Here is a 22,773-nt window from a genome sequence, read left to right as displayed (position 1 = left end):
GAGCATTTGAGAAAGCGGCTGTTTCGTACTTGCCTGAGAACCTGTTATTTTAGGGCCTCAACTCGCGTCTTTCTGACAGATGACCTACTACGAAGTGCTACCGGCTCTGCCATTGCAGCCTTATGTCGAGTGCTACTGGATTCGGCGGGGGCGGCCGGTGGCACAACCGGCACGGATACTGCCCGATGGATGTACGGATGTACTTTATGTATTCAGCCATTCGTCGGCTGTTTCGACGGGGTCGCTGCTGGTCGGCACCATGACCCGGGCCGTGCTGAGCTCGGTGGCCCCGGAAGCGGACGTACTGGGAATACGTTTCAGGCCGGGTGGTCTCTTTCCTTTTGTGCAGACGCCCCTCCACCTGTTCACGGATGAGCTGGTTGAATTGGCCCTTGTGCAGAAGCAGTTGGGGGATCGGCTTTTTGCTGAACTCAGCGACACCGACGATTGGCTGGCCCGCATCGCTACGGTCAATCAGGCGTTGCAAAAACGGTTGTCTGCGGGCTCACTCCCTCCTCTTTCCGTGCTGGCCAGTGTTCGGCAACTGGAAATGCAGCGCGGTCAGTTGTCCATTGATCAACTGGCCGATCAGATCGGTATCAGCCGCCGACAACTGGAACGGCAGTATCAGCAATACGTCGGGGTGTCGCCTAAGCTGCTGGCCCGAATCCTGCGCTTTCGGCAGGTGCAGACCCTGCTGCAAACCCAACCGGCCGATTCGCTGATGGGATTGGCGTTCGACAATGGGTATACCGATCATGCCCACCTGACGAAGGAGTTCAAGGGGTTTGCGGGCATTACGCCAAGTACGTTCGGAGCGGATTTTATAGCCTGATTGCGGGCTGTTTTGCGTTGTGTCGCATTTTTACAAAATAACTGTCGGGCGGGTTGGGCATCTTTGTAGCCACTAACCAACATTGTTCATGAGCGCACCCGAACAGAACCTTCGTATCGACTACATTGAATTTCCGGCGGCTGACCTACCCGCCACCCAGCATTTTTACCAGACTGTTTTCGGCTGGCAGTTTGAGGATTACGGACCAGAGTACACCAGCTTTTCGGACGGCCGGATAGCCGGCGGTTTCTACAAAGCAGACGACCTGAAGGCCACGCAGCCATTGGTCGTCATGTACGCGACTGACCTCGAAGCGGTTGAGTCGGCCGTACGGGCCGCGGGCGGAGCGATCACACAGGCAATCTTCTCCTTTCCCGGTGGCCGACGGTTTCACTTCACCGATCCGAACGGGAACGAACTGGCCGTCTGGTCGGAGTAGATATATCCCTTCAGAATAGCTTTTGCGTCTCACCCCAAACCCCTGAAGGGGCTTAGCGTTGCTAATGTTAGAATCTTGAAGTGGCGGAGCTAAGCCCCTTCAGGGGTTTGGGGTGAAACTCGTATTAGTTCAACGTCCGTTTCCTGACCCCCTCTACGGTCAGTTTCACGGGTTTGATCGCGCCGTTCTCGTCGAAATACATGTGTTCGATGCAGGTTTCGCGGTGGTTGCCGTCGGTTTCGGTCAGTGGTCGCCGGTGGTAGAAGATGTACCATTCGTCGGTACCGGGCACTTGAACTACCGAATGGTGGCCGGCGCCGGTGGCTACCTTGGGGTCCTGTTGCAGAATCTTACCGACCCGCTCAAAAGGACCGAAGGGGGAGTCGGCCACCGCATAGGCGACCGAATAGTTGGGGCCTGTCCAGCCGCCCTCCGACCACATGAAGTAATACTTACCGTTGCGAATGAACATGATTGGGCCTTCGACGTAGCCTTGCGGGGTAATTTCCTTAAAGGTGGTCCCATCCGGAAACGGCACGACGCCCGTAAAGTCGTCTTTCAGCCGGGCAATGTTGCAGTGCCGCCAGCCGCCGTAGATGAGGTAGTACTGCCCGTCTTTATCGCGGAAAACAAACTGATCGATGGGTTGTGCGCCGTTGTGAAACTGGCCGATGAGCGGCTTTCCCAACAGATCTTTGAACGGTCCGGCGGGGTTGTCGGCCACGGCCACGCCAATCCCACCTAACTCCTTGTTGCTCTGGATGTCATTGGCACCAAAGAAGAGGTAATACTTGCCCGCCTTTTCAACAACGGCCGGTGCCCACATGGCGCGCTTAGCCCATTTGACCGCCGTTGTGTCGATGATACGTTGGTGCTTTGTCCAGTTAATCAGGTCGGTCGACGAAAACGCGTCCATGAACACCTGCTGGTTATAGGGTGCCGAGAACGTAGGGTACACCCAATAGGTTTTCTTGAAAATCGTACCTTCCGGATCGGCGTACCAGCCGGGGAAAATCGGATTGCCAGAAGTCGCTTTTGACGCGGTTGACTGAGCGGATAAAGACAAGGGAAGCAGAATAGCAAACAGGCAAAGGGTGAAAAAGGAGCGAGTCATGCGGGCAGATAAATGGGTTGACATGCCGAACGGTTCCGGCGTTATAGCACGACAAAGAAAAGGCATAATCGGGTAAATCTACTATGCCCTGGCAGCAGATACTTGCCTCCGCTTCGACCGGCTGGTGTAGAGCCACAGCCCGACGAGGAGCATACCCCAGACAAATACTGGTACCAGGTACTCATCCATCGGCAGGGAATACCCAGCCGGCATCAGATCATCCAAAGCCGGGTTGTAGACAACGTTCAGGCGATCGCCCGCCCGGGCCGTTTCGTAATCATCTTCGCTGATTGCTATAACGCGTTCCTGGCGTTGAAATCGAACAGTTGCCCGGTACGAATAGGTTCTGAACGAACTTCGTCCATGCCGGCTTCGCCCGCCACTTTTCGAGACTTTGTCGGTGCTGAGAATAGTAACCTGCGCGGGCTGCCCACCCGAACGAAGCCGGTTCCAGTAGTTGTACTGCTCAACGGTATCATACGTTAGGAAAACACTCAGTCCGACCCAGGCAACCACAACAATACCTTTACCGATAGTTTGCAGCAGGGGCACCGGAACAAGGTAGTTGATCAGGCTTACGCTCAGGAAAAACAGAACGGAAGCCGCTACGATCAATCCGCCCAGCACCTTATTTTCGGTCGTAACATCGTTTACAACGGTCCATTTTACCAACCGTGAGGTACGATGCATTCGGGGGTGAGGTGGCTCCGGGTCTGGCTGCCGGAAGCTATCAAGGTCAGCCAGATAGAGTAGTGTAGTGTAAGCGCCACGACTGACATAAGACGTATCCTGTACGTAGCGGGCCTGATAGTGGTTCTGGTTGTAGTGGAACGTAATGTAGACGCTGTTGCCCAGAAAATCCTTCCAGGAACGCTGTGCATAACTGACATCGTCAATGTGCACCCGGATGGACCGGCCTTCACGCTCGAAGCGGCTCTGGAGTCTGGTATCGTTGTATACGATCCAGAGGAACCAGGTTATGGCCCCGACAACCGCTATTTGCAGGAGCAGAACAAAGATCGTGACTACACGTTTCAATACGTCGAGAAGTTGCTGGCCCATGCTTTCGAATACGTAACCGCCTGATGATCTTCGGAAGATAAACGATTCTGACGAGTAAGTCGAAAAGCGTTGAGGGAACGGAAACGCCTGGAAAGCAGACATGGTAAAACGGACACGGCCAGCTTACAACAGTAAGCTGGCCGTGTCGCTACGAATCTATGCTATGAGGCTTATCGCTTTTCGGCGAGGACTTCCTTAATGTCCGCAATGATTTTACCGGCGAGGTGTTCGGCCGTCGCCAGCGTATCTGACTCGGAGTAGATCCGGATGATCGGCTCGGTGTTGGATTTACGCAGGTGCACCCACTCTTTATCGAACTCGATCTTGACGCCGTCAATGGTGTTGATCGGGTTACGGGCATACCGCGCCTGAATCCGCTCCAGTACGGCATCCACGTTGATGTCGGGGGTTAGTTCAATCTTGTTCTTCGAGATGTAGTAGTTCGGGTACGTCCGGCGCAGCATGGATGCCGACTTACCGAAACGGGCCAGATGGCTCAGAAACAACGCAATACCTACCAGAGCGTCGCGGCCGTAGTGCAAATCGGGGTAGATGATACCGCCATTGCCTTCGCCACCGATCACTGCCTGTCGGTCCTTCATCATCTCCACTACGTTCACCTCGCCCACTGCCGACGCAAAATGCTGGCCGCCGTATTTCTTCGTAACGTCGCGCAGGGCCACCGTCGAGGACAGATTCGATACCGTATTGCCCGGCTGGGCATCCTGTGGTCGATTTCGTAGCACGTAGTCAGCCACGGCGACCAAGGTGTATTCTTCTCCAAACGGCGAACCATCTTCGCAAATCAGGGCCAGACGGTCAACGTCGGGGTCGACAACAATTCCCAGATCTGAACCCCCTTTTTCAATCTCCTTGATGATGTCGCGGAGGTTTTCGGGCAGTGGTTCGGGGTTGTGAGCAAACTGGCCGGTGGGTTCGCAATGTAGTTTCGTGATCTGCTCGACACCGAGGGCTTCCAGCAGCATCGGTACGGCCAGGCCACCTGTAGAATTAACGGCATCGACCACCACTCGGAAATTACGGGCGGCAATGGCGTTGCGGTCAACCAGCGGCAGAGCCAGAATCTGGTCAATGTGCTTCTGAAGCCAGGTCGCATCCTGCCGGTAGCTGCCCAGTTTCCGAACCTCCGCAAAATCAAATGCCTCGGCTTCTGCAAGAGCCAGCAGGTCGGCACCGTCGTCGGCCGAAATAAATTCGCCCTCTTCGTTCAGCAGTTTGAGCGCATTCCATTGAATGGGGTTATGGCTGGCGGTCAGAATAATACCTCCCGCAGCGCCTTCGCCCGGAACAGCCAGTTCAACCGTGGGGGTTGTGGACAACCCCAGGTCAATTACATCAAGGCCCATGCCCTGTAACGTAGCTGACACAAGCCGGGAAATCATATCGCCCGACAACCGTCCGTCGCGGCCGATCACTACCGTTTTGCTCTGGGCGTTTCGCTGCCGGAGCCACTGCCCGAAAGCCGCCGTAAATTTGACCGCATCCAAGGGCGTCAATGCTTCTCCGCTGCGCCCTCCAATCGTTCCTCGAATCCCGGAAATAGACTTAATTAATGCCACGCTGATGGGTTCAGAATGTGTACCAGATGTTAGCCTGCAAAGATAGCTGTCTGTAGCCAGTCGACAGTAGGCCATTTAAAAAAAGATGTTGGGGCTGCGTTTGCCAAAACAAGCGGTAATAGCCCCGTTTGTAAACCAAAGCCCCTGTCGATTATATAAACGGAAACGCCAGTATACTTAGTGGCTGAAATTAGGCACCTGCCCGTTATTGATCAGTAACTCGGCCCGGAAGGTGGACTGGGCTTTACCTGTAAACGTGCCGCTGATGGGAGCGGCCAGTTCGGGCTTGGCCGTTGAGGTCAGAAAAATATGCCGGTTGCCGATTAATTCGTTTTCTGTTGGGTCAAAGCCCCGCCAGCCGGCGCCCGGCAGGTACACTTCGGCCCAGGCATGAAGCTGATGCTCCTGCTGCGGATTGCCCGACAGGTAGCCGCTCACAAACCGGGCGGCAATACCCAGGCTCCGGCAGGCTGCCATGAACAGGGTCGTATAGTCACGGCAGGAACCCGTTCGGTTCACCAGGGTATGTTCGGGTGCAAACGGAGGGCCTTCGGGACGAACTTCATAGCGGAACTGGCGGATATTCCGGTTGAGCCGCAGCAGAAAGTCGACCGTATCACCATTCGCTTCGTCAACCAGACTCCGCGCCCATTCGTCGACCAGCGCACTGGGATTAGTGCCGCTCAGGTACGGAAGCAGCAGTTCCCGGATGGCTTCGGGGTACACGAATGGTACCCGGTGCGCTTCGTGCGGAAAAAAAATGAAATTGAGCGAGTTAAATTCGCTCGACTCAATCTCCATTTCCATCGTTACGTTCAGGTGCTGGGTCTGACCGGCAAAATAAACGACCTGCTGCACGTTGCTTTCTACGTCGACATTGCGTACGATCTGCGTAGGCGTCGGATCGATGGTCAGTTCGTAGCGAAGCAGCCGCTGATGCGGGTACGGACGGGGGTAGAGGTAAAGCGTATGGGGCTTTAATCCAACCGGCTGGTCGTAGGTATATGCTGAGGTATGCCGAACGTAGAGCTGCATGGAAAGAGCCAGGAAAGGCAGGTTGTACTACCTGACCGAACGCATTTTCTCGAAGATTGGGTCCATCCAGTAGGTCGGAAGTTTCCGAACGGAATTGCTCAGCAGGGCGCTCCACTGGTGCGACACTTCATCCATGTCGTCTTTTTCCAGGCGATATTCGGTCATGTGGAAGCTGTTTTTCGGGTAAATGACCACATCAAGCGGATAATCGACGTCGTTGGCGCTGACCCGCGTGGCATCGAACGCCAGAAAGCCGATTTTCAGCGCTTCCTGCAGACTGGTTTCGTAAGATAGATTCCGGAACAGCAGGGGTTTGCCGTAGCCTGAGTTGCCAATTATCTTGAAGGGGGCGCCATGATCGACTTCGACCCAGTTGCCTTCCGGATACAGCAGATACAGCTTGTGCTCGGCGTCGTCTTCAAGCTGCCCGCCAACGATGGCATTCAGGTTGAAGTTCAACCCACTGGCCGTAAGTGATTCTTTGTCTTCCTGCGCTACCCGCTTGACCTGTTCGCCAAACGCATTAACGGCTTTGTATAGCTTGTTAAACGAGCGGTCCTGCTCGGCGATAACTTCCCGAAAGTATGTAATGGCCTTGTCGCGTACGGACCGCAGGCCCGAGGTCATAATAAAGAGGGAATGATTTTCGACTTCATGAACCGAAATCTTGCGATTTGAGGAAACCTCAGTGCCGGAAGTAAGGCGCGTGTCGGCGATGGCGACTAAGCCCGACGCTACCTTGATGCCTAAACAATACGTCATCCTGTACAGTGGGAATGCAGGTTGTATGCCGAACAAATATACGGTTTGCGACCGTCTTTGTTCGGCAATATGCATCCTTTTCTGCAAATCAGGCTTATTTATTTGGCTTCTGACCCATGAACCGGTGTTGAACGGAAGCCGATGGTTTGGGCGAAGTGGCTGGTTGCGTGCTGCTTTCGGTAGCGGCCAGGCGTCCGCCCGACGAAGCTCCATTTACGCGCAGGCTGACCTGCGCGGTGTCGTCTTCGCCGTTGGTTGTGCCGTTGCCGGGCTGGCTGTCCGGGTCGGGCTGGCCGGCTGCGCTGATCTGGGCCGCATTAACGAGCGTGCTGCCCCCGGTTACATTGGCTACGAACGACAGGCTGGCTTCCTGACCCGCACCAAGCTGAGCTATGGACCCGGTCACGACGGTTCCGTTGGCCGTCATCCCCGACGCCGACGACGAAAATTGCAATCCGGCGGGTAGCTCGTCGCGGATGGTGATATTGGTAGCCGTCTGCCCCCCCCGGTTCCGGACGGTGAGCGTAAACGTAACGGGCTGACCAACCTTGACCGTTGATCGGCTGGCCTGTATGACCAGGCTCAGGTCGGCTTTATTGGCGTCCGGGGTGGGTTGGTTGCTCTGCACGGCCGGAAGCGGAGTCTGGTTCGGGTTAGGCGAATTAAAGTTACCGGCCGCTTCCGAACTAAGGGTTCGTACCTGGGTAGAGGCTGCGTCGTCCTGGCCATCGCCGGTGCCGGAGTTCGGCTGGCTGTCGGGGTCAGGACCGGACGTAGCCGTCAGTTCGGCCGCGTTGACGTAGTTGCCCGCTGCGGTTAACCGGGCCACGTACCGCCGAACAATCGAATTGCCCGCCGGCAGGTTGGCTACGGTGCCGCTGACTATACCATTGGCGGCCGTCATGTTGCTGGACGAGACAAAAGCGAGGTTTGCCGGTAGCCGGTTCTGTACCGTTACGTTGCCTGCATCGCAGCCGCCTTCGTTCCGGATGGTCAGAAAGAACGTAACGGTGTCGCCAACGGCGGGGGTCCGACGGCTGGCCTGCAGGGATAGAGCCAGGTCTGTTCCGCCCGCACTCACCGTTCTGGTGGTGGCATCCGAGAGGCAACCATATACCGGGTTCCGGGCTTTGAGCGTGTACGTTCCTGCCGACGGGATGGTGATTGACTGGGTGGTGGCACCGGTGTTCCAGAGGTTAGCCCCGTTGTAGTTGGATGTCAGCGTCACGCTCCCCGTTTTGCAGAATGTTTCTGAGCCGCTGAGGCTGATACTCGGCGTGGCCGGGCGAACTTCGGCGGGGACCGTTACCGCGGGCGGAAAGACAATACGTTTCTGTGGGTTGCGCAGCCGGGCCGAGTACGTTCCGGCTCCTACCGTCTGGCTGCGGTCAGTGCTGCCGTTGCTCCAGGCGTATTCGTAGCCATCAGGCTGGGTCAGAACGAGCTGGTTACCCGTTGGGGCGCACGCGATACTGGCCATGGGCTGCGCCTGGGGCAGAATGGGCTGGATGCGTCGGAGGATATCGTCGGTGATGGCGTTGGCCCAGATTTCGCCCGCTTTGGCCTGTCCGGCAGGGGAAAAGTGCAGACCGTCCGGCCGATCTTCGCGCGAAGTGATCTGGTCAATGTCGGGCCCCTGATACGTATTGTAGTTGGCCCGATTGATCACCTGTGACTGTGCCTGCCGGACGTTATCGAACGGACCGTACACAAACGACGACAGGGCGACGATGAAGCCCAGATTCGGCTGGTTAAACTCCTGGCGAGTCTTGTCAATAACGCCGTAATGGTGTGTAACGATCAGGTCGGTGGGATTGCCGCGGTCGTTTTCGCCGTGGTGAATCAGCACCGCCCGCAGTCCCGTTGACGGTACGTAGAGATTCATCAGGTTGCGCAGATTCACGTAGGGCATCCGGAGATCGTACCGGATGAAACCATGCTCAAACGGAATGTCATAGGCCGATTTGTAGACGTGCTCCATGTTGGAGCCGCCAAATCCGGCGTTGTAGATAAGGACCGGAACATTAATCCGCTGGGTCAGCACATCGCCCATGCGGCCCCAGAGCCACGCTACTTTCGAAAAAGGTGAAGGACCATTGTATTGAAGCAATTTTTCGAACGCCAGACCGGGCAGATAACGCGTGTCGGCGGTGAGTTCGTACTGGTAAAACGTAGCTGCGCCATCCGGTGTGTCGGTGTGCAGCGGCACAATCGTTACGCGGTCGTCGGAAGCGCCTTCGCGGGTGGGGCAATAGTCGACCCCGTCAATATAACAACTACTACCCTGGGCGTTGGAATGCCCTAAGATGGCAAATACCTCACCGACGCCGAACCGTTCGACTACGTCCGTGCCGACAACCTGCCCGTTGCGCAGACCACGTACTTCGAGCTGGTACCAGCCGCCTTTTATCACCAGATTGCCATTGAACTGACCGTTGATCGGATTGACCTGGATGGAAGCCCAGTCAGTGCTGGTGCCCTGTCCGGCAGCCCGGGCTACCACGCGGGCTTCGACCCGATCAATGCCCTGCGAGAAGCTACCTGCCACCTGAACGGTTGCCTGGTTGTTGTTGTCGCGTTGCACGACCATCCGGTTCGTCGGATACGTAACGTCGATCTGAGCCAGTGCCTGAAAGGCCGTCAGCCAGGCCAATAGGGTAGCTAAAAAGGCTGTAATCGGTCGGTAAGTACAAAAAAGCATAGTAGATAAAGCTGCCCTACCTCAGGTGGTAGCGGGGATTATAGCCAAATATAGCTTTATCTTGAGTAAACGGTTACCATTTTGCGTTATTTATTAATTATTTATTTTATATCGTCCTTGTGGCTGGAATGTCGGGAACGTAACGAAAATAGTCCAAGACTGCGGTTGCCCAGTTGTTTTCCATATCGCTCAGGATTCGTACGTTACGGATCAGAATGAGTCGCCGGTGCAGGTTCTGAATCTGGGCCACGTACACCGTATCAGGATTAACGCAGAATTTTTCGTGCAGGCCGCGGGTCAAACTCGACAGCGTCAGAAACCGGTTGGTGAATGCAATCATTGAGAGGAAGATAGTGGAGAATAAGAGAGCGGGTGTGCTAACGGTCAGCTCCATAACAGGCATATTTTCAGTGCTAAACGTTTGTTTTTGCCAAACGTTTGTGTTGATTTGTATTGCTTAAGGCCAAAACCCCTTTCGACCAAATACCGATGAACTTTGACGACGACGATGACGACGACAGTTACATGGACTGGGATGGGTTCGATGAGGACTATGACCCGGAAGAGGCACGTCGGGAGATGGAAGCAGAAAATCGGCGGATCAACAATCTGCCTATTCTTCGGAAAGCCAAGGAGTTGATGGAGCTGACGCAGGCTATCGTTGACACGTTCAATAAGGAAGACGATGTGCTGATGATGCATGAACAGATGCTGGCCAATGCCATGATGCTGGCCCCAAAAATTGTGGGTGCCGAAGGGGGTGATCTGTATACCCTGCGGATGGAAAATGCCGTCATCATTAAGATGCACGCCCGGGAGCTGCTGGCTCAGACCTCATACTGTAAGGCCGAGAAACTCGCTAATCCGGCCTATCTGAACCTGCTGCGTGAAGAAATCGAGCAGTTCCGTGTCCTGTTTGTTGATTGGGTGAACAGCTTCGATAAAGATAACGATGCGCCCGACGACTGGGGCTTGTTCTACTAGGATTTCCTCAATACGTATGGCACAAAAGGTCTGCTTCATCAAGCAGACCTTTTGTGTTTTAAGGCTATTCAATAATAAAAGTGGACGTATGATGAAAATTTAAAGCTGCCATAACCTGAAGCTATAGCATACATGACGTAAACCAATAACTTTGCTTGCATATCTTATCACCAGATTCATGAAAAAATATTTACCCTTTTCTTTTCGGTCGAGGAGTTGGTCCGTGTGTTTTTTTATGCTTGTCGGGATGGCTATGGTAGCAGGTGTTGAGCCGGTACAGGCCGCTTCCGAACCTTCCGACAACGTACTGGCTCCCCCCGTTATCACCGTAGCGCCAAGATCTGCTTCTGCCTGTGAAGGCTCCACTGTGTCGCTCTCCGTAACCGCAACCGGCACCAACGTAACATATGCGTGGTTTCGTAATGGCCAGGCAATTTCATCAGCAACATCGAGTTCATTAGTGTTGGCCAACATAACGACGGCCAATGCCGGCGACTACACGGTTCAGGTTACCAACAACGAGGGTTCTGCCAACACCAACGCATCGCCGGCCCGAATAACCGTAAATCCCCGAGTTACAATTACCGCAACGACCACGCCCGTAACCTGCGCGGGTGGTGCCAATGGTATTGCCGTGCTGGCGGCAGCGGGCGGAACGGCACCGTATCAGTACCAACTGGGTAGCAGCGCGTTTCAGGCATCGCCGACGTTTACGGGCTTGCGTGATGGCGTGTACCCGGGTGTTGTCCGGGATGCAGTCGGCTGTACGGCCCAGACAAACGTGCAGATCTCGCAGCCCGAATCTATTTCGTTAGTGCTGCAAGCCGTGGCTGCCAAATGCCCGGGCGGTTCAGATGGGGGAATCGTCAGTACGGCAACCGGCGGAAACGGCGGCTTCCGGTATCAGATCAACGGGGGGCCTTACCAGGAAAGCGGTGTGTTTTTTGACCTGAGAGCCAATACCAACTATTTCGTTACGGCAACAGACCGGATTGGGTGTACGGTCAGTCTGAACGCCTTCATCGGTGGGCCGGCTCCGTTCGACGTGAAACCGGGAGTTAAACTGGCCAGTTGCGTTGGTTCTGCCGATGGTACCGTCAGCCTGACCGTAGCGGGTGGAACCGGTCCGTATCAGTATCAGCTCGGCAACGGTGCTTTCCAGACCAGCAACACATTTACGAACCTGGGGGCCAATACGTATGAGTTCACGATCCGGGATGCTATCGGCTGTATCAGCCCTAAAACAACCGTTCGGGTTGAGCAACCGGCTCCGCTGGTGGTGCGGGCAACGTCCATTCCAACCAACTGCTTTGGCACAACCAGTGGTTCGATCAGCGTGACGACAACAGGTGGAGCATCGCCGTTCCAGTATCAGCTTAATACATCGCAGTCGTTCCAGGGGGAGAGCATATTCCGAAACGTAGGAGCCGGATCATATACCGTGACGGCCCGGGACGCCAACGGTTGCCTGGCGACGACGCCGGTATCGGTCACCAGCTCCCCGACCCTGCGGGCGCGGGCGGCTACGGTGCCGGCTGCCTGCTGTAACTGCCCTACAGGCTCGGTGATCCTGGCCAGCGAGGGTGGCGCTGGAACGCTTCGCCAGTATAACCTGCCCGGCCGGCCCATCCAGGCCAGCAGCCAGTTCACAGGTCTTGGGCCCGGTACGTATAAGTTCAAGATTATTGACGAGGCCGGTTGCGCCGATTCCCTCGACGTAACCGTAGCGAACGCATCGCCCGTAACGGTAGCGCCCAGCCGGACCCGAGACGTAACCTGTCCGGGTCGGCGTGATGGCGAAGCGGTCGTGCTGCCGACGGGTGGTCGGGGGCCATACACATTTTTCTGGCAGACCGAACGGCGGGATACGCTGACCAGCCGCACTGGATCGCAGACGGGACTGGCCGAAGGTGTATATACCATCACGGTCCTTGACAGCAATCGTTGCCAGTCGACACCAGCAACGGTAACGATCCGGTCGATCTTCCCGCAGCCACCAAAACCAGTTGTTACGCTCAGCGGCAGTTCGCTGACGGTCAACGATACGACCGGTATTCAGTGGTATTACCGGACTGACACCACGGCCGCCCGGCCGTTGCCCGCTGCTACGTTGCCCACACTGACCCCCTTTGCCAGCGGTCTGTATTACGTAATTGTAACGCGGAATGGTTGCCCATCACCCCAATCGGATCCGTTCCAGTTTGTGCTGACAGCGGCTCCTGAGCCGGTTACGGAACTGGCCATTCGGGTGTATCCTAACCCGGTAACGTCGGAACGGTTACAGGTGGAAATCAATCAGGTACAACGCTCAGCGGTAAAGCTCCAGATGGTCGATCTATCGGGACGCAGTGTAAGTCAGAAGAATATCCCCGCTTTTAGTGGGAAACAGCAGGTCGACTGGGCCTTGCCGAACCTGCCCGCCGGAATGTATCTGATCAAAGCCGAAGCCGGACAACGGCAGTCGATGCTGCGCGTGATGGTACAATAGAGAGGGAGGAAAGGAGGAAGGGGAGGAAAGTAGAAAAGGGGGCAACTACTATCCCTCTTCTCCTTTCCTCCCCTTCCTCCTTTCCTCCCTCTTCTTATAACTTTTCTTCAAACAGTTTCAGGATGCGCTTATACTCGTCCATCCAGCTTGTTGGCTCCACAAAGCCGTGATCTTCAACGGGGTACGAAGCCAGTTCCCAGTTTTCTTTCCGAAGTTCGATCAGTCGCTGCGCCAGCCGTACAACGTCCTGGTAATGCACGTTAACATCCACCATGCCGTGGCAGATCAATAGGTGACCTTTCAGGCCATCAGCAAAGTAAATGGGCGATGATCGGCGGTACGCCAGCGAATCAGACTGGGGTTCGTTGAGGATATTGGCCGTGTAGGGGTGGTTGTAAGCCGCCCAGTCTGTAACGGGGCGCAGAGCCGCACCGGCTTTAAACACATCGGGCTGAGTAAACAGGGCCATTAATGTAATGAAACCCCCATACGAACCGCCGTATATGCCAATCCGCTTCGAATCGACGCCGTGGTTCTGTACCAGCCAGCGGGCCGCATCCACATGGTCGTCGAGGTCCTTACCGCCCATGTGGCGGTAGATACCCGTCCGCCAGTCGCGGCCGTAACCAGCGCTGGCCCGGTAGTCGATGTCCAGTACGGTATACCCCTTGTCGGCCAGCAGGTTGTGGAACATGTACTCCCGAAAATACTGGCTCCACCACTTGTGGGCGTTTTGCAGGTAACCGGCTCCGTGCACGAATACGACGGCTTTGCCGTTAGGATTGGCCGGTTTGTACAGACGCCCGTAGATCGTCTGGCTGTCGCGGGCGGGAATGGTAACCAAGGCGGGGTCCCGCCACGCATACGCTTTAAATTCCTCGGTAAGGGAGTTGGTTAGCTTGATTGCCGGACGGGTGCTTACCAGCGGTACGGTTTCGGCTTTACGGCTGGCCAGTAACGTGGGGCTGAGCTCGGATAGGTAAAGCTCCCAGGGCTGGTTGCCGGATGAGTAGCGAATGGCGAGTCTGGTTTCGTCCGGCGACAGGGTTACGTCGTTCGCGCCGGTCATGGTGGTCAAACGAACACGTGGCCCACCCGTTACGGCCATCCGGTAAAAATGCTGTTCGCCAGGGTGTACTTCGTTGGTTTGCAGGAAGAAATGGGTCTTGTCTTTCGACAGAATTACCTGCTGGACTTCAAATTTCCCTTTGGTCAGTTGCTTTTTTTCGCCCGTCAGTACGTTAATGGTGTAGATGTGCGAATACCCGTCGGCCTCCGACTGATACCAGATCGTCTGGTTATCGCTCAGGAAATTCATGTTGCCGGTGGCGTACGTAAAGCCCATCCCTGGTCCTCCAATCCAGGCTTCGTCGCGCTGGCGGTCCAGGAGCGTCAGCTTCAGTGTTTCGGGGTCCAGCCGCATAATCCAGCGGTCTTTGTTGTCGAGCGACCGAACGACTACCACGCACTGCTTACCGTCGTCAGACCAGACCGGGCCGTTGATGACCACCGGCCGTGTCGTATTTTTCTTCGCCGTATCAGCTTTCGCGACCCCGGACCGGGTAGAATCCCGTTTGGTGCCCACGGCTGGCTGTCCGGTGCCAGCGGTTGCCTTGGCGTAGTCGGGCTTATCGTTGATACCCGGAATAGCCTTTACGCTGACCGCCCGCACGGTATCCTTCTCAATATCGTACACAAAAAACTCCTGGGCCGCCAGGGGGGCACCCACCTTTGTGCGGGCCGCAATATCTTCGGTATATCCGGTCTCGGTTACGTAGTTGGGTACCTGGGCGGTTTTAGCAGCCGTCGGATTTTTTGCCAGCCGGTACGTTACGAAACGGCCGTTAGGGCTAAGCTGCGGGTTAAACAGTTGTCTGTCTTCGAGGTAGATCTCTTTCGGGCGCTTTGGGCGGTCGGCTTTGCTGATGCGCTCCGCTTCGTCGCGTTTGTCTTTACGCTCCTTAAGTACCTCGAACATCCGGAGCTGGTCCTGCTTCAGAAATTTCTCTTCATCATTAGCTTTGGGCTCCGCTTTTTTGTTGCCCTGCCGGAAGTCGGTGAGCTGACTTAGCTCGCCCGTTTGCAGATGCATCTGGAACAGATTGGAGCCACCCCGCCGAAAGACTACGCTTTGTTCATCTCCCGAAAAGCGTGGGTCCGCTTCGGTGTCGACCGTATTGGTCAGTCGCCGGACGCGGCTGGTTTTGACATCGATCAGGAACAGGTCGCCCTGCTTTTCGTACAAGCGTAGGGTACGGGCACGGTTGTAGGCGCCGGCTGCCGGCGGAACGGCCCGACGCTCGGCGGGCGCGACCTTAACAGGCTGACCGGGTTTGCCGTCTTTAGCCAGCGTGACCTTGTACAGCGAATCGCCCTTGGCTTTCTCGGGGTTCCAGCTAAAGTAGATCGTTTGTGAATCGTCGGACCAGAACGGATTGGACGGCGAGGTGCCAATCCAGACTTTGGGGTCCTGCATGATTTTTTCGATGGTAAGTGCGGGCGGGAGATCGGCCGGTTTCCGCACGGACTGGGGTGAAGGCTGGGCTAGTACCCGACCGACCAGCAGAACCGTCAGCAGTGGTGACAGGTAGTTCATTACGGCTTAGATGAGACGAAACAAACCATAAAAATAGCGATAAAAATGAAAGGGTTGATGAGCGTTTTCTGCAAGTCGCTCATCAACCCGGCTGCATCGGTCGGCCGACCAGTTAGTTCGACCATTTCATTGTCATCCCCTGGGAGTCGTTCGGGCTGTCACGTAGCACCATCTGTTTCTGGCCCTGGTTCGTCACGACGTCATAATAATACGTCGTGACCTTCAATTCGCTGGCTTTGGCATCGCGCTTGAAGTTGTTTTTGGGGTAACACGAGTAAAAGCCCCGGTAGTTGCCGCTCTGCGGAGTGAGCGTAAACGACTGCTGGTCTTCGTTGAACTTCACTTTACCTTTGATGTACGTAAATGCTTCCGTGCGGCAGTTGTAGCTGCTGGCCGAGTTGATGACGTATTCTTCAAACTCGCCGTTAGCTTTAAAATCCAGCACGAAAGCCTGCTCGAACGGCTTGCCCTGGTAGGTGCCGTCGTAGCCCCAGAAATTGCTCAGTGAAAACGTACCCCACATCCATTTGCCGGTCGCTTCGGTTGGTACGTTACTTTGAATGGCTGGGTCGATTTTGCCTGAATTGTCGGTTGTGCAGGCGATGGACAGCGACAGCAGGGCGAATACGGTAAACAGGTGCTTCTTCATGATTGAGTTTTTGTTGTTAAAAAATGAGGTTATAAGCGCGGAAGAGGAGACAATAGGGGTTGCTTGAGCCGGCGGGTCGTCAGAACCACCAGGGCCAGCAAGGCCCACGCAACGGCGCTGTAGGCCGAGGTCAGGTTAAAGCCCAGTTCGGTAGGAATCCAGAATTTGGTAGTTAGGGCCATGGGCAGCCATAGGCCACACAGTAGTGGAACGAAACGTTGCCAGCCCGTCAGCCGATGAGCAGCTATGACCGCGATGCCGAAAACCAGCATCAAGACGTTGCTCAGCGGCCAGCCCATATCCAGTGCCCAGAACAGGGCGGGCTTGTAGGCCGGAGCGACCAGTTGCCAGACATTTGATACGTTCGCGATGGTCAGCGTACCGAGTACAATTAGCGGAAAAACCCGCCCGAACCGGCTGTTGCCGGCTACTCCAAGGCGAATGAGGGCGATCATGCTGCCCATCCAGGCCGTAATGTAGAGGATACCCCATGCACCCGTCCACCAGGAGTCGGCCAGGGGTTTGTACTGGCTTTCGACGTATACGCCGATGGCCATGAAGGGGGCACCCAGCATTGCCAGAATACCCAGGGTCTTGTTGTTCATTGTCGTAGTTGTTGTTTGCTTACATACCGGGCAGGAGTTGGGGGCTGCGCCAGGGTGATGATGCAAAGCAAGCGCATCGGTCTGCGGACACAAACGACGTACCGACCGACTCGTCGCTTAGACTGCGTGAGTTGGCGAATCCAACGACTGAGTCGCGGGGTGATCAAACCAATGTAGGGGGAAAGAAGGGGAGGCCGAACGACTTATAAATCGATCGCCAGCCGAACATCAAACACGCTGTCCTGATCGGTAATGGCCAGTTGATGACGGTTCGGGTAAATCAGAGCCAGCCGTTGCCGAACGTTGCTGATACCGGTACCCGTGCTGCTTTCGAGCCGGTTCTGGGAAATGATACTGTTCTGGCAGCGAAACAGCACATGACCATGCCGAACCGTCAGCCGAATATCGACAAAACAGGGCTGATCCATGCTGATCCCATATTTGAAGGCATTTTCGATAAACGAGACCAGCAGCAGCGGAGCAATTTCGGCCGGGCGACCACTGGGCGTTGGTTCTTCATCCCACTCCATTACCGAGCTGACCCGAATGGTATCGCGCAGGGGCAGCCGCATCCGGTGCAGGTCGACAGTGTCTTCGAGGAAGCGGATCTCTTTCCGGATGGGTGTGCGGTCGCGACGTGACTCTTCGACCATATGGCGCATTACGCTCGAGAGCTGCTCAATACCGGCGGCCGTACGTTCGCTGTCGCCCGACAGGGCCATTCCATACAGGTTGTTCAGGGCGTTGAAGAGGAAGTGCGGATTCACCTGCGCTTTCAGGGCGGCCACCTCTGCTTCCATTTTTTGCTGGTATAACAATCGCTGGTTTCGGCGCGAATTACGGTAGGCCCGAATGCCCGCAAAAAGCAGCGCATAAAGCCAGCAGAACGCGATTACCGAAAAAACAATGCCATTTTCCAGCTTCAGACCGGTATACCCGTAGTAGAAGCCAACCAGAACCGACAGCAGGAAGAAGTAAAAAATTTCAATACCTACGAACGCGATGATTGGGCCGAAGCTATCCCGCCGAAGCAGGCGTTTAAAGATGGCGTAGTTGCCGTGGACGGTGAGCAGATAGATCGTACTGGCAACGAGGGTTATGCGGGCGTGTGCCCACAAGTCGTTGCGGTATTTATAGATTGGGATCAGCTCGGCCCGCTGCGGGTCAATAGGAATCCAGTACAGCAATACGTACGACTGAATGAGGTCATAAACCAGCCAGATAGCCAGGTGTATGCCAAACAACCGTATCTCCCGGCTGAGGAGCCGCTGTCGGACGGCGGGCCAGAAGGTAGTTTTGACAACAGGCAGGCTGACGTTCATAGGTGACGAGATGGATGCCGGAAGATATGGCGTAGTTTGCTATGTGCGGTTAGTCAATGACTTAGCTTATCACGGCCAGCCGTCTGGGTCGGCAGCAGTCGGTTTAGAAACAGGTAACAGCCAAACGTAATCAGGGCGGCTCCAATCAGTACACCCATGTACAGCGGGTCGTTGCCGATCCATTGCCGGGTGTAGTTGCGGCTCATGTCCAGATTCTCCTCGAACAGCAGACCCAGCGAACCAATGGAGTTGTTGATGAAGTGCAGAAATATGCAGGGCCACAGCGACCGCGTCCGGTAATAAAGCCAGCCCAGCGCAAGCCCCAGAATGAAGGCACCGACCGTCTGGACGGGATTCAGGTGCATGATGCCAAAAATAGCCGCCGACCAGACAATGGCTTTGGTGGGGCTGTACCGCTTCAGAAAACCGTCCAGAATAATACCCCGGAGCAGGATTTCTTCAACAACGGGAGCCGCCAGCACCGCCGACCAGATCAGGTCTTTGGAGAACAGCTCTTCCAGCATTTGCTGCATCCAGGTAGGTGTGGGCAGGGCAGAGGTCAGCGGTTCGATCAGCAGGCCGAGCGTGACCGTGCCGATGGCAACCACCGGAAAGGTAATGGCCTTAACCGGGGCCAGAGCCAGTTGAAAATTGCCGCGTTTGCGGAGTCCGTACCGGATCGTCAGGGCAAAGGCCGCTACGTAGACAACCAGCTCGGGCAGACCGTAGAGATCCCAGTTGTTCTCCTTCGAAAAATAAGTCAGCGCCCCAATGGGAATGGAAAGCGGAATCTGCCACAGAAACAGGACGATAATCAGCCACCAGGCCTGCCGCAGCGACGGATACGCAGGATTAGCTCCTCCAGTTGACCATTCGGTTGTCATTGTGTATGAAGTAGGTTCCATAAAGCCGGTTCGTTCAAGGAATTAGTACTGACAGACCAAAACTAACGGCTTCCGGCTGCTGGATCAACAAAGTGGGATCAGGAGCAGGAGTTATGTGACAAACAAACCTATTCCTGGGATATCGGTTCCGGCTTGCGGACTACGTTCAGTTCGGCGAGACGCTGGTAAGCCAGCCATACCATGCCGCCTACGCAGCCCACCGTAGCGGCTTCGAGGGCATAAATCAGCAGGTTCGTGGGGCTGGCCAACTGACTGAGCGAATTGAACAGGGGCTGACCGTAGTAAACAGACACGAACGGCTGCACAACCACCAGCCAGTTAATCCCCACCAGAAAAACGATGCGCCGACGATTCGATAAGGGAACAAGTTCAAAGACAAAGGCCACCAGAAAAATAAAGATGTAATACGCCATCGCACTGGCCTGCAACAGCATGAACCAGCCAAACGTAATGATCCAGAGGGCTGGAAAGGCTTGCCGATAGGACAGGTGCCGGTAACGTAAACCCGTAGTCACCAGGAATAGCAGAGTCAGGCAGAGGCCGATCCAGTTCAGGGTTTTGAGCGGTACGTCGGTCATCCAGACACCCAGAAACGGCCGCAGCACCGTTGACAGATTAGGGGAAAAGGGGAGATCGCCATGCTGCATGGGCATCAGGAAGGCCGTACCCACGATGACATACAGACCAAGCAGGGCCGGAACACCCACCAGCGCCAGCGCCCCCACAAATCGCGCCTTGTTACGTACCAGAAAGAACACCGGAAACAGGATCATCACGAAGGTTACCTTCAGACATAGTAAGGCAGCGGCCATGATCAGTCCAGCCCGAAACCAGGCCTGACCATCAGACAGGTGGCTGCGATTGAGTACCTGTACCGACAGCAAGCCGAAGAGCCAGAGCCAGATATCTTCCTGGCCGCCCAGCAGGCAGATCACCAGCGGGGCGGGTTGCAGCCAGTAGAGCAGCGCCGACAGGGCCGAGTCGCTGGGTGTCTTACCGGCGCGGGTCGCGTAATAGCGGTACGTCAGATGCACCGTGAGCCATTCGCCCAGCAGCATCAGCAGAACGATAGCCTTGGCGCTGTGCCAGACCACGAGCGGTAAGGCCAGGATGTAGGCGAAGATAGGCGCATGAAATGACCAGAAATCAACGTAAACCAGGCCCCCCTGCAACGCTTTGGCACCTTTTTCGTAGAAGAACGGAACATCGCCCCGTGGGTATTCATCCAGAATCAGATAGACCACAACGAACGGAATGAGCCGGAATGCGACAAAAGCGCCCGTCAGCCACCGGTTTTCCTGGCCGTCCAGGCGGTGCCGGAAGCGCTCGGCCCGGGTGCTGACGTAGAAAATGAGCCCGGTCAGGAAAAAGGAGAGTAAAAGTTTGCCAATGAAGACTAGCTCGACGGACATTGGATACGAAAAAAGATGGTATCTTGGCGACTTCCGAACACAAAGTAACGGAGCCTCCAGCAAACGGCTTATTTTTCAATATTACTTTTTTATGCAATACGTTGTACATGCCTACGACCATACCGACGCCGACGCGTATGACCGGCGAATGGCGGTGCGTCCGGCGCATTTTGATACGGTTCGGGACCTCAAAGCGAAGGGGCAATTTATCATTGGGGGGGCGCTGCTCGATCCGGATGGGAAGATGATTGGCTCAATGCTGGTGGTTGAGTTCGAGACGGAAGAAGCCCTTCAGCAGTGGCTTCAGCGCGAACCGTACCTCATCGGCAACGTATGGGATAACGTAGATATCAAACCGTTTCGTAAAGCAGACGTTTAAGAAAGTGGGTTTGTGCTACCGGCACGGATGACCGGCCGGACAGACCGATTTTACTGAATACAACCTGGACGTATGATTCAAGCTGCCATTTTTGATATGGATGGTCTGCTGGTGGACTCTGAACCCCACTGGCGGATCGTTGAAATAGATGTGTTCCGAACCGTTGGCCTGGAGCTGACCGACGAAGACTGCATGCGGACGACCGGTTTGCCGACCCGTGCCGTAGTCGACTACTGGTACGAACGCTTTCCCTGGACCGGCCGCGACCTCGACGAACTTAGTGATGAAATCCTGGCCGGAGCCTATGACCGGATCGGTCGGCTGGCCGGCCCGATGCCGGGATCCCTGGCTATTCTGCAATTCTTCAGAGAAAGGTCGATACCAATGGCTATTGCTTCGGCCTCGCCCATGCACCTGATCGAACTGGTAATCGATCGGCTGGGCATTCGGGACTATTTTACCGTCTGGCATTCCGCCACACTCGAAGCCCACAACAAGCCCGCGCCGGATGTTTATCTGGGTACCGCGCGCAAACTGAACGTATCGCCCGCCGATTGTCTGGCTTTTGAGGATTCCGGAAATGGGTTAAAATCGGCTCACGCAGCGGGTATGCGTACCGTTGCCGTGCCGGCGGAATATGAACTGGATGATCCTAAATTTGCCCTTGCCGACTACATCATTCCTTCATTGACAGCTTTTAACGCCGAATTATTCCTAAAACTCGAAACCGTAAACTGACTTCCGTTACATGCGCCTTTATCAACTTGACGCGTTCGCCGATCGGTTATTTGCCGGTAATCCGGCCGCTGTTTGTCCGCTGGAGCATTGGTTGCCCGACGAAACCATGCAGCGGGTCGCGGCCGAAAACAACCTGGCTGAAACCGCATTTTACGTCAAAACCGACCAGCCGAATCACTACCATATCCGGTGGTTTACGCCTACTGTTGAAGTCGATCTCTGTGGCCATGCAACGCTGGCAACAGCTTACGTTGTCTACTTCCTGGAGGACCGCCCGGAGGTTGACGAAATTCAGTTCGATTCCCGCAGCGGTACGTTGAAAGTGTGCAGGGGCGAAGACGGCTGGCTGACGCTGGATTTTCCCGTGGATGTAATACAGAAGCCTAACGTACAGCCTCCAGCGCTCCAGAACAGTTTTCACGAACGGCCCAGTGCCATTCTGAAAGGCCGCTCGGATTACCTGCTGGTATTCGAACGGCAGGAACAGATCGAAGCCCTTGACCCCGATTTCCGGGAGTTGAGCACGGTACCTGCCCGGGGCATTATTGTCACGGCACCGGGCGATCCCGACAGCGGTATTGATTTTGTATCGCGGTTTTTCGGCCCTCAATCCGGCATTGACGAAGACCCGGTTACGGGCTCGGCGCATACGACACTGGTACCGTACTGGGCCGAGAAGCTGGGCAAAACGGAACTGACGGCCCGCCAGTTATCCAAACGGGGTGGGTTCCTCCGCTGTAAACTCCACGATGATCGGGTCGATATTACGGGGCAGGTGCAACTATACCTCAGAGGAGAGATTATTCTGGGGGATTAATCAGCCGTAATCGACACTGGGTACATAGTCCTGCTGGTGATAAAAAGCTCATACTGGCACCCCAGTCGACTCGGGGTATCAGTATGAGCGGAAATTTACTGAGTGACTAAACGATTGATTAAGAGCATGATAGGTTAGTTATCTTTGTTGGCAAGTGATTGGTAGAGAACTGTGTGTAGATAAGGAAAATAGCTGTATCTCTTTGTTGTCAATATTGATTTAAGTTTGTATCAGGTTAAGGGAGTATGACAGAAACGTAGTTGGTCGGGATTTGAATGAGGGGCAACTACTGATTCGCTGGCCATTCCCCCTGAACCACTACATTGTCTATACCAGTTTGTTTCAGTAGC

At 55.3% G+C, this 22,773-nt stretch carries 20 protein-coding genes; 7 read left to right on the top strand and 13 right to left on the bottom strand.

Annotated elements, in window-relative coordinates:
- Window positions 1–79 precede the first annotated feature (79 nt).
- Together BN8_RS15820 and BN8_RS15815 are read left to right on the top strand one after the other, a co-directional pair.
- A complete protein-coding gene (locus BN8_RS15820; protein ID WP_009282913.1) occupies window positions 80–835 on the top strand; it encodes a helix-turn-helix domain-containing protein in 756 nt (251 codons plus the stop codon).
- 88 nt (window positions 836–923) lie between these two features.
- Complete coding sequence (locus BN8_RS15815) at window positions 924–1,274, top strand: VOC family protein (RefSeq protein ID WP_009282912.1); 351 nt, start codon at window positions 924–926, stop codon at window positions 1,272–1,274.
- A 124-nt stretch (window positions 1,275–1,398) separates the two neighbouring features.
- Here the strand turns inward: BN8_RS15815 and BN8_RS15810 are convergent, their stop codons facing one another.
- From BN8_RS15810 to BN8_RS31845, 7 genes are all read right to left on the bottom strand, one after another.
- Window positions 1,399–2,388: a glycoside hydrolase family 43 protein gene (locus BN8_RS15810; RefSeq protein ID WP_040005866.1), complete on the bottom strand. Its 990-nt coding sequence runs from the start codon at window positions 2,386–2,388 to the stop codon at window positions 1,399–1,401.
- An 81-nt stretch (window positions 2,389–2,469) separates the two neighbouring features.
- Entirely contained in the window at window positions 2,470–3,552 is a 1,083-nt protein-coding gene (locus BN8_RS15805) for a DUF3592 domain-containing protein (protein WP_009282910.1), read from the bottom strand.
- A 68-nt stretch (window positions 3,553–3,620) separates the two neighbouring features.
- Window positions 3,621–5,030 (bottom strand): phosphoglucosamine mutase, encoded by a 1,410-nt coding sequence (gene glmM / locus BN8_RS15800; RefSeq protein ID WP_040005865.1) that lies wholly within the window; start codon window positions 5,028–5,030, stop codon window positions 3,621–3,623.
- A gap of 177 nt (window positions 5,031–5,207) precedes the next feature.
- Window positions 5,208–6,065, bottom strand: a complete 858-nt coding sequence (locus BN8_RS15795; RefSeq protein ID WP_009282908.1) for a transglutaminase family protein — start codon at window positions 6,063–6,065, stop codon at window positions 5,208–5,210.
- Between the two features lie 27 nt (window positions 6,066–6,092).
- The gene (locus BN8_RS15790; RefSeq protein ID WP_040005864.1) at window positions 6,093–6,827 is read right to left on the bottom strand and encodes a proteasome-type protease; all 735 of its coding nucleotides are present in this window, start codon (window positions 6,825–6,827) and stop codon (window positions 6,093–6,095) included.
- A 94-nt stretch (window positions 6,828–6,921) separates the two neighbouring features.
- Window positions 6,922–9,528, bottom strand: coding sequence for a DUF11 domain-containing protein (locus BN8_RS15785; protein WP_009282906.1), 2,607 nt, complete (start codon window positions 9,526–9,528; stop codon window positions 6,922–6,924).
- A 106-nt stretch (window positions 9,529–9,634) separates the two neighbouring features.
- Window positions 9,635–9,922: a DUF2721 domain-containing protein gene (locus BN8_RS31845; RefSeq protein WP_083882507.1), complete on the bottom strand. Its 288-nt coding sequence runs from the start codon at window positions 9,920–9,922 to the stop codon at window positions 9,635–9,637.
- A gap of 95 nt (window positions 9,923–10,017) precedes the next feature.
- On the opposite strand from BN8_RS31845, the gene BN8_RS15775 reads away from it, so the two are divergent.
- Window positions 10,018–10,512 carry a hypothetical protein gene (locus BN8_RS15775; protein ID WP_009282904.1) on the top strand — a complete coding sequence of 165 codons (495 nt, stop codon included), beginning with the start codon at window positions 10,018–10,020 and terminating at the stop codon, window positions 10,510–10,512.
- 247 nt (window positions 10,513–10,759) lie between these two features.
- The gene (locus BN8_RS15765; RefSeq protein WP_192579058.1) at window positions 10,760–13,000 is read left to right on the top strand and encodes a T9SS type A sorting domain-containing protein; all 2,241 of its coding nucleotides are present in this window, start codon (window positions 10,760–10,762) and stop codon (window positions 12,998–13,000) included.
- Between the two features lie 94 nt (window positions 13,001–13,094).
- Here BN8_RS15765 and BN8_RS15760 read toward each other — a convergent pair whose 3' ends face one another.
- The 6 genes from BN8_RS15760 to BN8_RS15735 all read right to left on the bottom strand — a co-directional run bounded on the left by BN8_RS15760 (window position 13,095) and on the right by BN8_RS15735 (window position 20,489).
- The gene (locus tag BN8_RS15760; RefSeq protein ID WP_009282902.1) at window positions 13,095–15,596 is read right to left on the bottom strand and encodes an alpha/beta fold hydrolase; all 2,502 of its coding nucleotides are present in this window, start codon (window positions 15,594–15,596) and stop codon (window positions 13,095–13,097) included.
- Window positions 15,597–15,708: 112 nt separating this feature from the next.
- Window positions 15,709–16,245 carry a hypothetical protein gene (locus BN8_RS15755; protein ID WP_009282901.1) on the bottom strand — a complete coding sequence of 179 codons (537 nt, stop codon included), beginning with the start codon at window positions 16,243–16,245 and terminating at the stop codon, window positions 15,709–15,711.
- A 29-nt stretch (window positions 16,246–16,274) separates the two neighbouring features.
- A complete protein-coding gene (locus tag BN8_RS15750) occupies window positions 16,275–16,850 on the bottom strand; it encodes a hypothetical protein (RefSeq protein ID WP_009282900.1) in 576 nt (191 codons plus the stop codon).
- 203 nt (window positions 16,851–17,053) lie between these two features.
- On the bottom strand, window positions 17,054–18,172 hold the full coding sequence (locus BN8_RS31840; RefSeq protein ID WP_009282899.1) for a sensor histidine kinase: 1,119 nt from the start codon (window positions 18,170–18,172) through the stop codon (window positions 17,054–17,056).
- A gap of 53 nt (window positions 18,173–18,225) precedes the next feature.
- Window positions 18,226–19,077: a CPBP family intramembrane glutamic endopeptidase gene (locus BN8_RS15740; RefSeq protein WP_009282898.1), complete on the bottom strand. Its 852-nt coding sequence runs from the start codon at window positions 19,075–19,077 to the stop codon at window positions 18,226–18,228.
- Window positions 19,078–19,184: 107 nt separating this feature from the next.
- Window positions 19,185–20,489, bottom strand: coding sequence for a hypothetical protein (locus BN8_RS15735; RefSeq protein ID WP_009282897.1), 1,305 nt, complete (start codon window positions 20,487–20,489; stop codon window positions 19,185–19,187).
- 91 nt (window positions 20,490–20,580) lie between these two features.
- Here BN8_RS15735 and BN8_RS15730 point away from each other — a divergent pair, with 91 nt between their 5' ends.
- From BN8_RS15730 to BN8_RS15720, 3 genes are all read left to right on the top strand, one after another.
- On the top strand, window positions 20,581–20,868 hold the full coding sequence (locus BN8_RS15730; protein ID WP_040005861.1) for a YciI family protein: 288 nt from the start codon (window positions 20,581–20,583) through the stop codon (window positions 20,866–20,868).
- A gap of 72 nt (window positions 20,869–20,940) precedes the next feature.
- Window positions 20,941–21,606 carry a hexitol phosphatase HxpB gene (gene hxpB, locus BN8_RS15725; protein WP_009282895.1) on the top strand — a complete coding sequence of 222 codons (666 nt, stop codon included), beginning with the start codon at window positions 20,941–20,943 and terminating at the stop codon, window positions 21,604–21,606.
- 10 nt (window positions 21,607–21,616) lie between these two features.
- Window positions 21,617–22,423 carry a PhzF family protein gene (locus tag BN8_RS15720; protein ID WP_009282894.1) on the top strand — a complete coding sequence of 269 codons (807 nt, stop codon included), beginning with the start codon at window positions 21,617–21,619 and terminating at the stop codon, window positions 22,421–22,423.
- Window positions 22,424–22,773 lie beyond the last annotated feature (350 nt).

The organism is Fibrisoma limi BUZ 3, assembly GCF_000296815.2.
GTDB lineage: Bacteria > Bacteroidota > Bacteroidia > Cytophagales > Spirosomataceae > Fibrisoma > Fibrisoma limi.
The sequence above is the reverse complement of the archived record's forward strand: the minus strand, read 5'-3'. Positions and strand labels throughout refer to the sequence as shown.

Excerpts from the sequence above, each read along its gene's own strand:
- BN8_RS15740 (WP_009282898.1), bottom strand. The coding sequence starts at position 19,077 with ATGGAACCTACTTCATACACAATGACAACCGAATGGTCAACTGGAGGA.
- BN8_RS15735 (WP_009282897.1), bottom strand. The coding sequence starts at position 20,489 with ATGTCCGTCGAGCTAGTCTTCATTGGCAAACTTTTACTCTCCTTTTTC.
- BN8_RS15805 (WP_009282910.1), bottom strand. The coding sequence starts at position 3,552 with ATGTCTGCTTTCCAGGCGTTTCCGTTCCCTCAACGCTTTTCGACTTAC.
- BN8_RS15785 (WP_009282906.1), bottom strand. The coding sequence starts at position 9,528 with ATGCTTTTTTGTACTTACCGACCGATTACAGCCTTTTTAGCTACCCTA.
- BN8_RS31840 (WP_009282899.1), bottom strand. The coding sequence starts at position 18,172 with ATGAACGTCAGCCTGCCTGTTGTCAAAACTACCTTCTGGCCCGCCGTC.
- BN8_RS15820 (WP_009282913.1), top strand. The coding sequence starts at position 80 with ATGACCTACTACGAAGTGCTACCGGCTCTGCCATTGCAGCCTTATGTC.
- BN8_RS15815 (WP_009282912.1), top strand. The coding sequence starts at position 924 with ATGAGCGCACCCGAACAGAACCTTCGTATCGACTACATTGAATTTCCG.
- BN8_RS15775 (WP_009282904.1), top strand. The coding sequence starts at position 10,018 with ATGAACTTTGACGACGACGATGACGACGACAGTTACATGGACTGGGAT.
- BN8_RS15795 (WP_009282908.1), bottom strand. The coding sequence starts at position 6,065 with ATGCAGCTCTACGTTCGGCATACCTCAGCATATACCTACGACCAGCCG.
- BN8_RS15790 (WP_040005864.1), bottom strand. The coding sequence starts at position 6,827 with ATGACGTATTGTTTAGGCATCAAGGTAGCGTCGGGCTTAGTCGCCATC.
- BN8_RS15755 (WP_009282901.1), bottom strand. The coding sequence starts at position 16,245 with ATGAAGAAGCACCTGTTTACCGTATTCGCCCTGCTGTCGCTGTCCATC.
- BN8_RS15720 (WP_009282894.1), top strand. The coding sequence starts at position 21,617 with ATGCGCCTTTATCAACTTGACGCGTTCGCCGATCGGTTATTTGCCGGT.
- BN8_RS15810 (WP_040005866.1), bottom strand. The coding sequence starts at position 2,388 with ATGACTCGCTCCTTTTTCACCCTTTGCCTGTTTGCTATTCTGCTTCCC.
- BN8_RS15730 (WP_040005861.1), top strand. The coding sequence starts at position 20,581 with ATGCAATACGTTGTACATGCCTACGACCATACCGACGCCGACGCGTAT.
- hxpB (WP_009282895.1), top strand. The coding sequence starts at position 20,941 with ATGATTCAAGCTGCCATTTTTGATATGGATGGTCTGCTGGTGGACTCT.
- BN8_RS15750 (WP_009282900.1), bottom strand. The coding sequence starts at position 16,850 with ATGAACAACAAGACCCTGGGTATTCTGGCAATGCTGGGTGCCCCCTTC.
- BN8_RS15760 (WP_009282902.1), bottom strand. The coding sequence starts at position 15,596 with ATGAACTACCTGTCACCACTGCTGACGGTTCTGCTGGTCGGTCGGGTA.
- BN8_RS15765 (WP_192579058.1), top strand. The coding sequence starts at position 10,760 with ATGGCTATGGTAGCAGGTGTTGAGCCGGTACAGGCCGCTTCCGAACCT.
- BN8_RS31845 (WP_083882507.1), bottom strand. The coding sequence starts at position 9,922 with ATGGAGCTGACCGTTAGCACACCCGCTCTCTTATTCTCCACTATCTTC.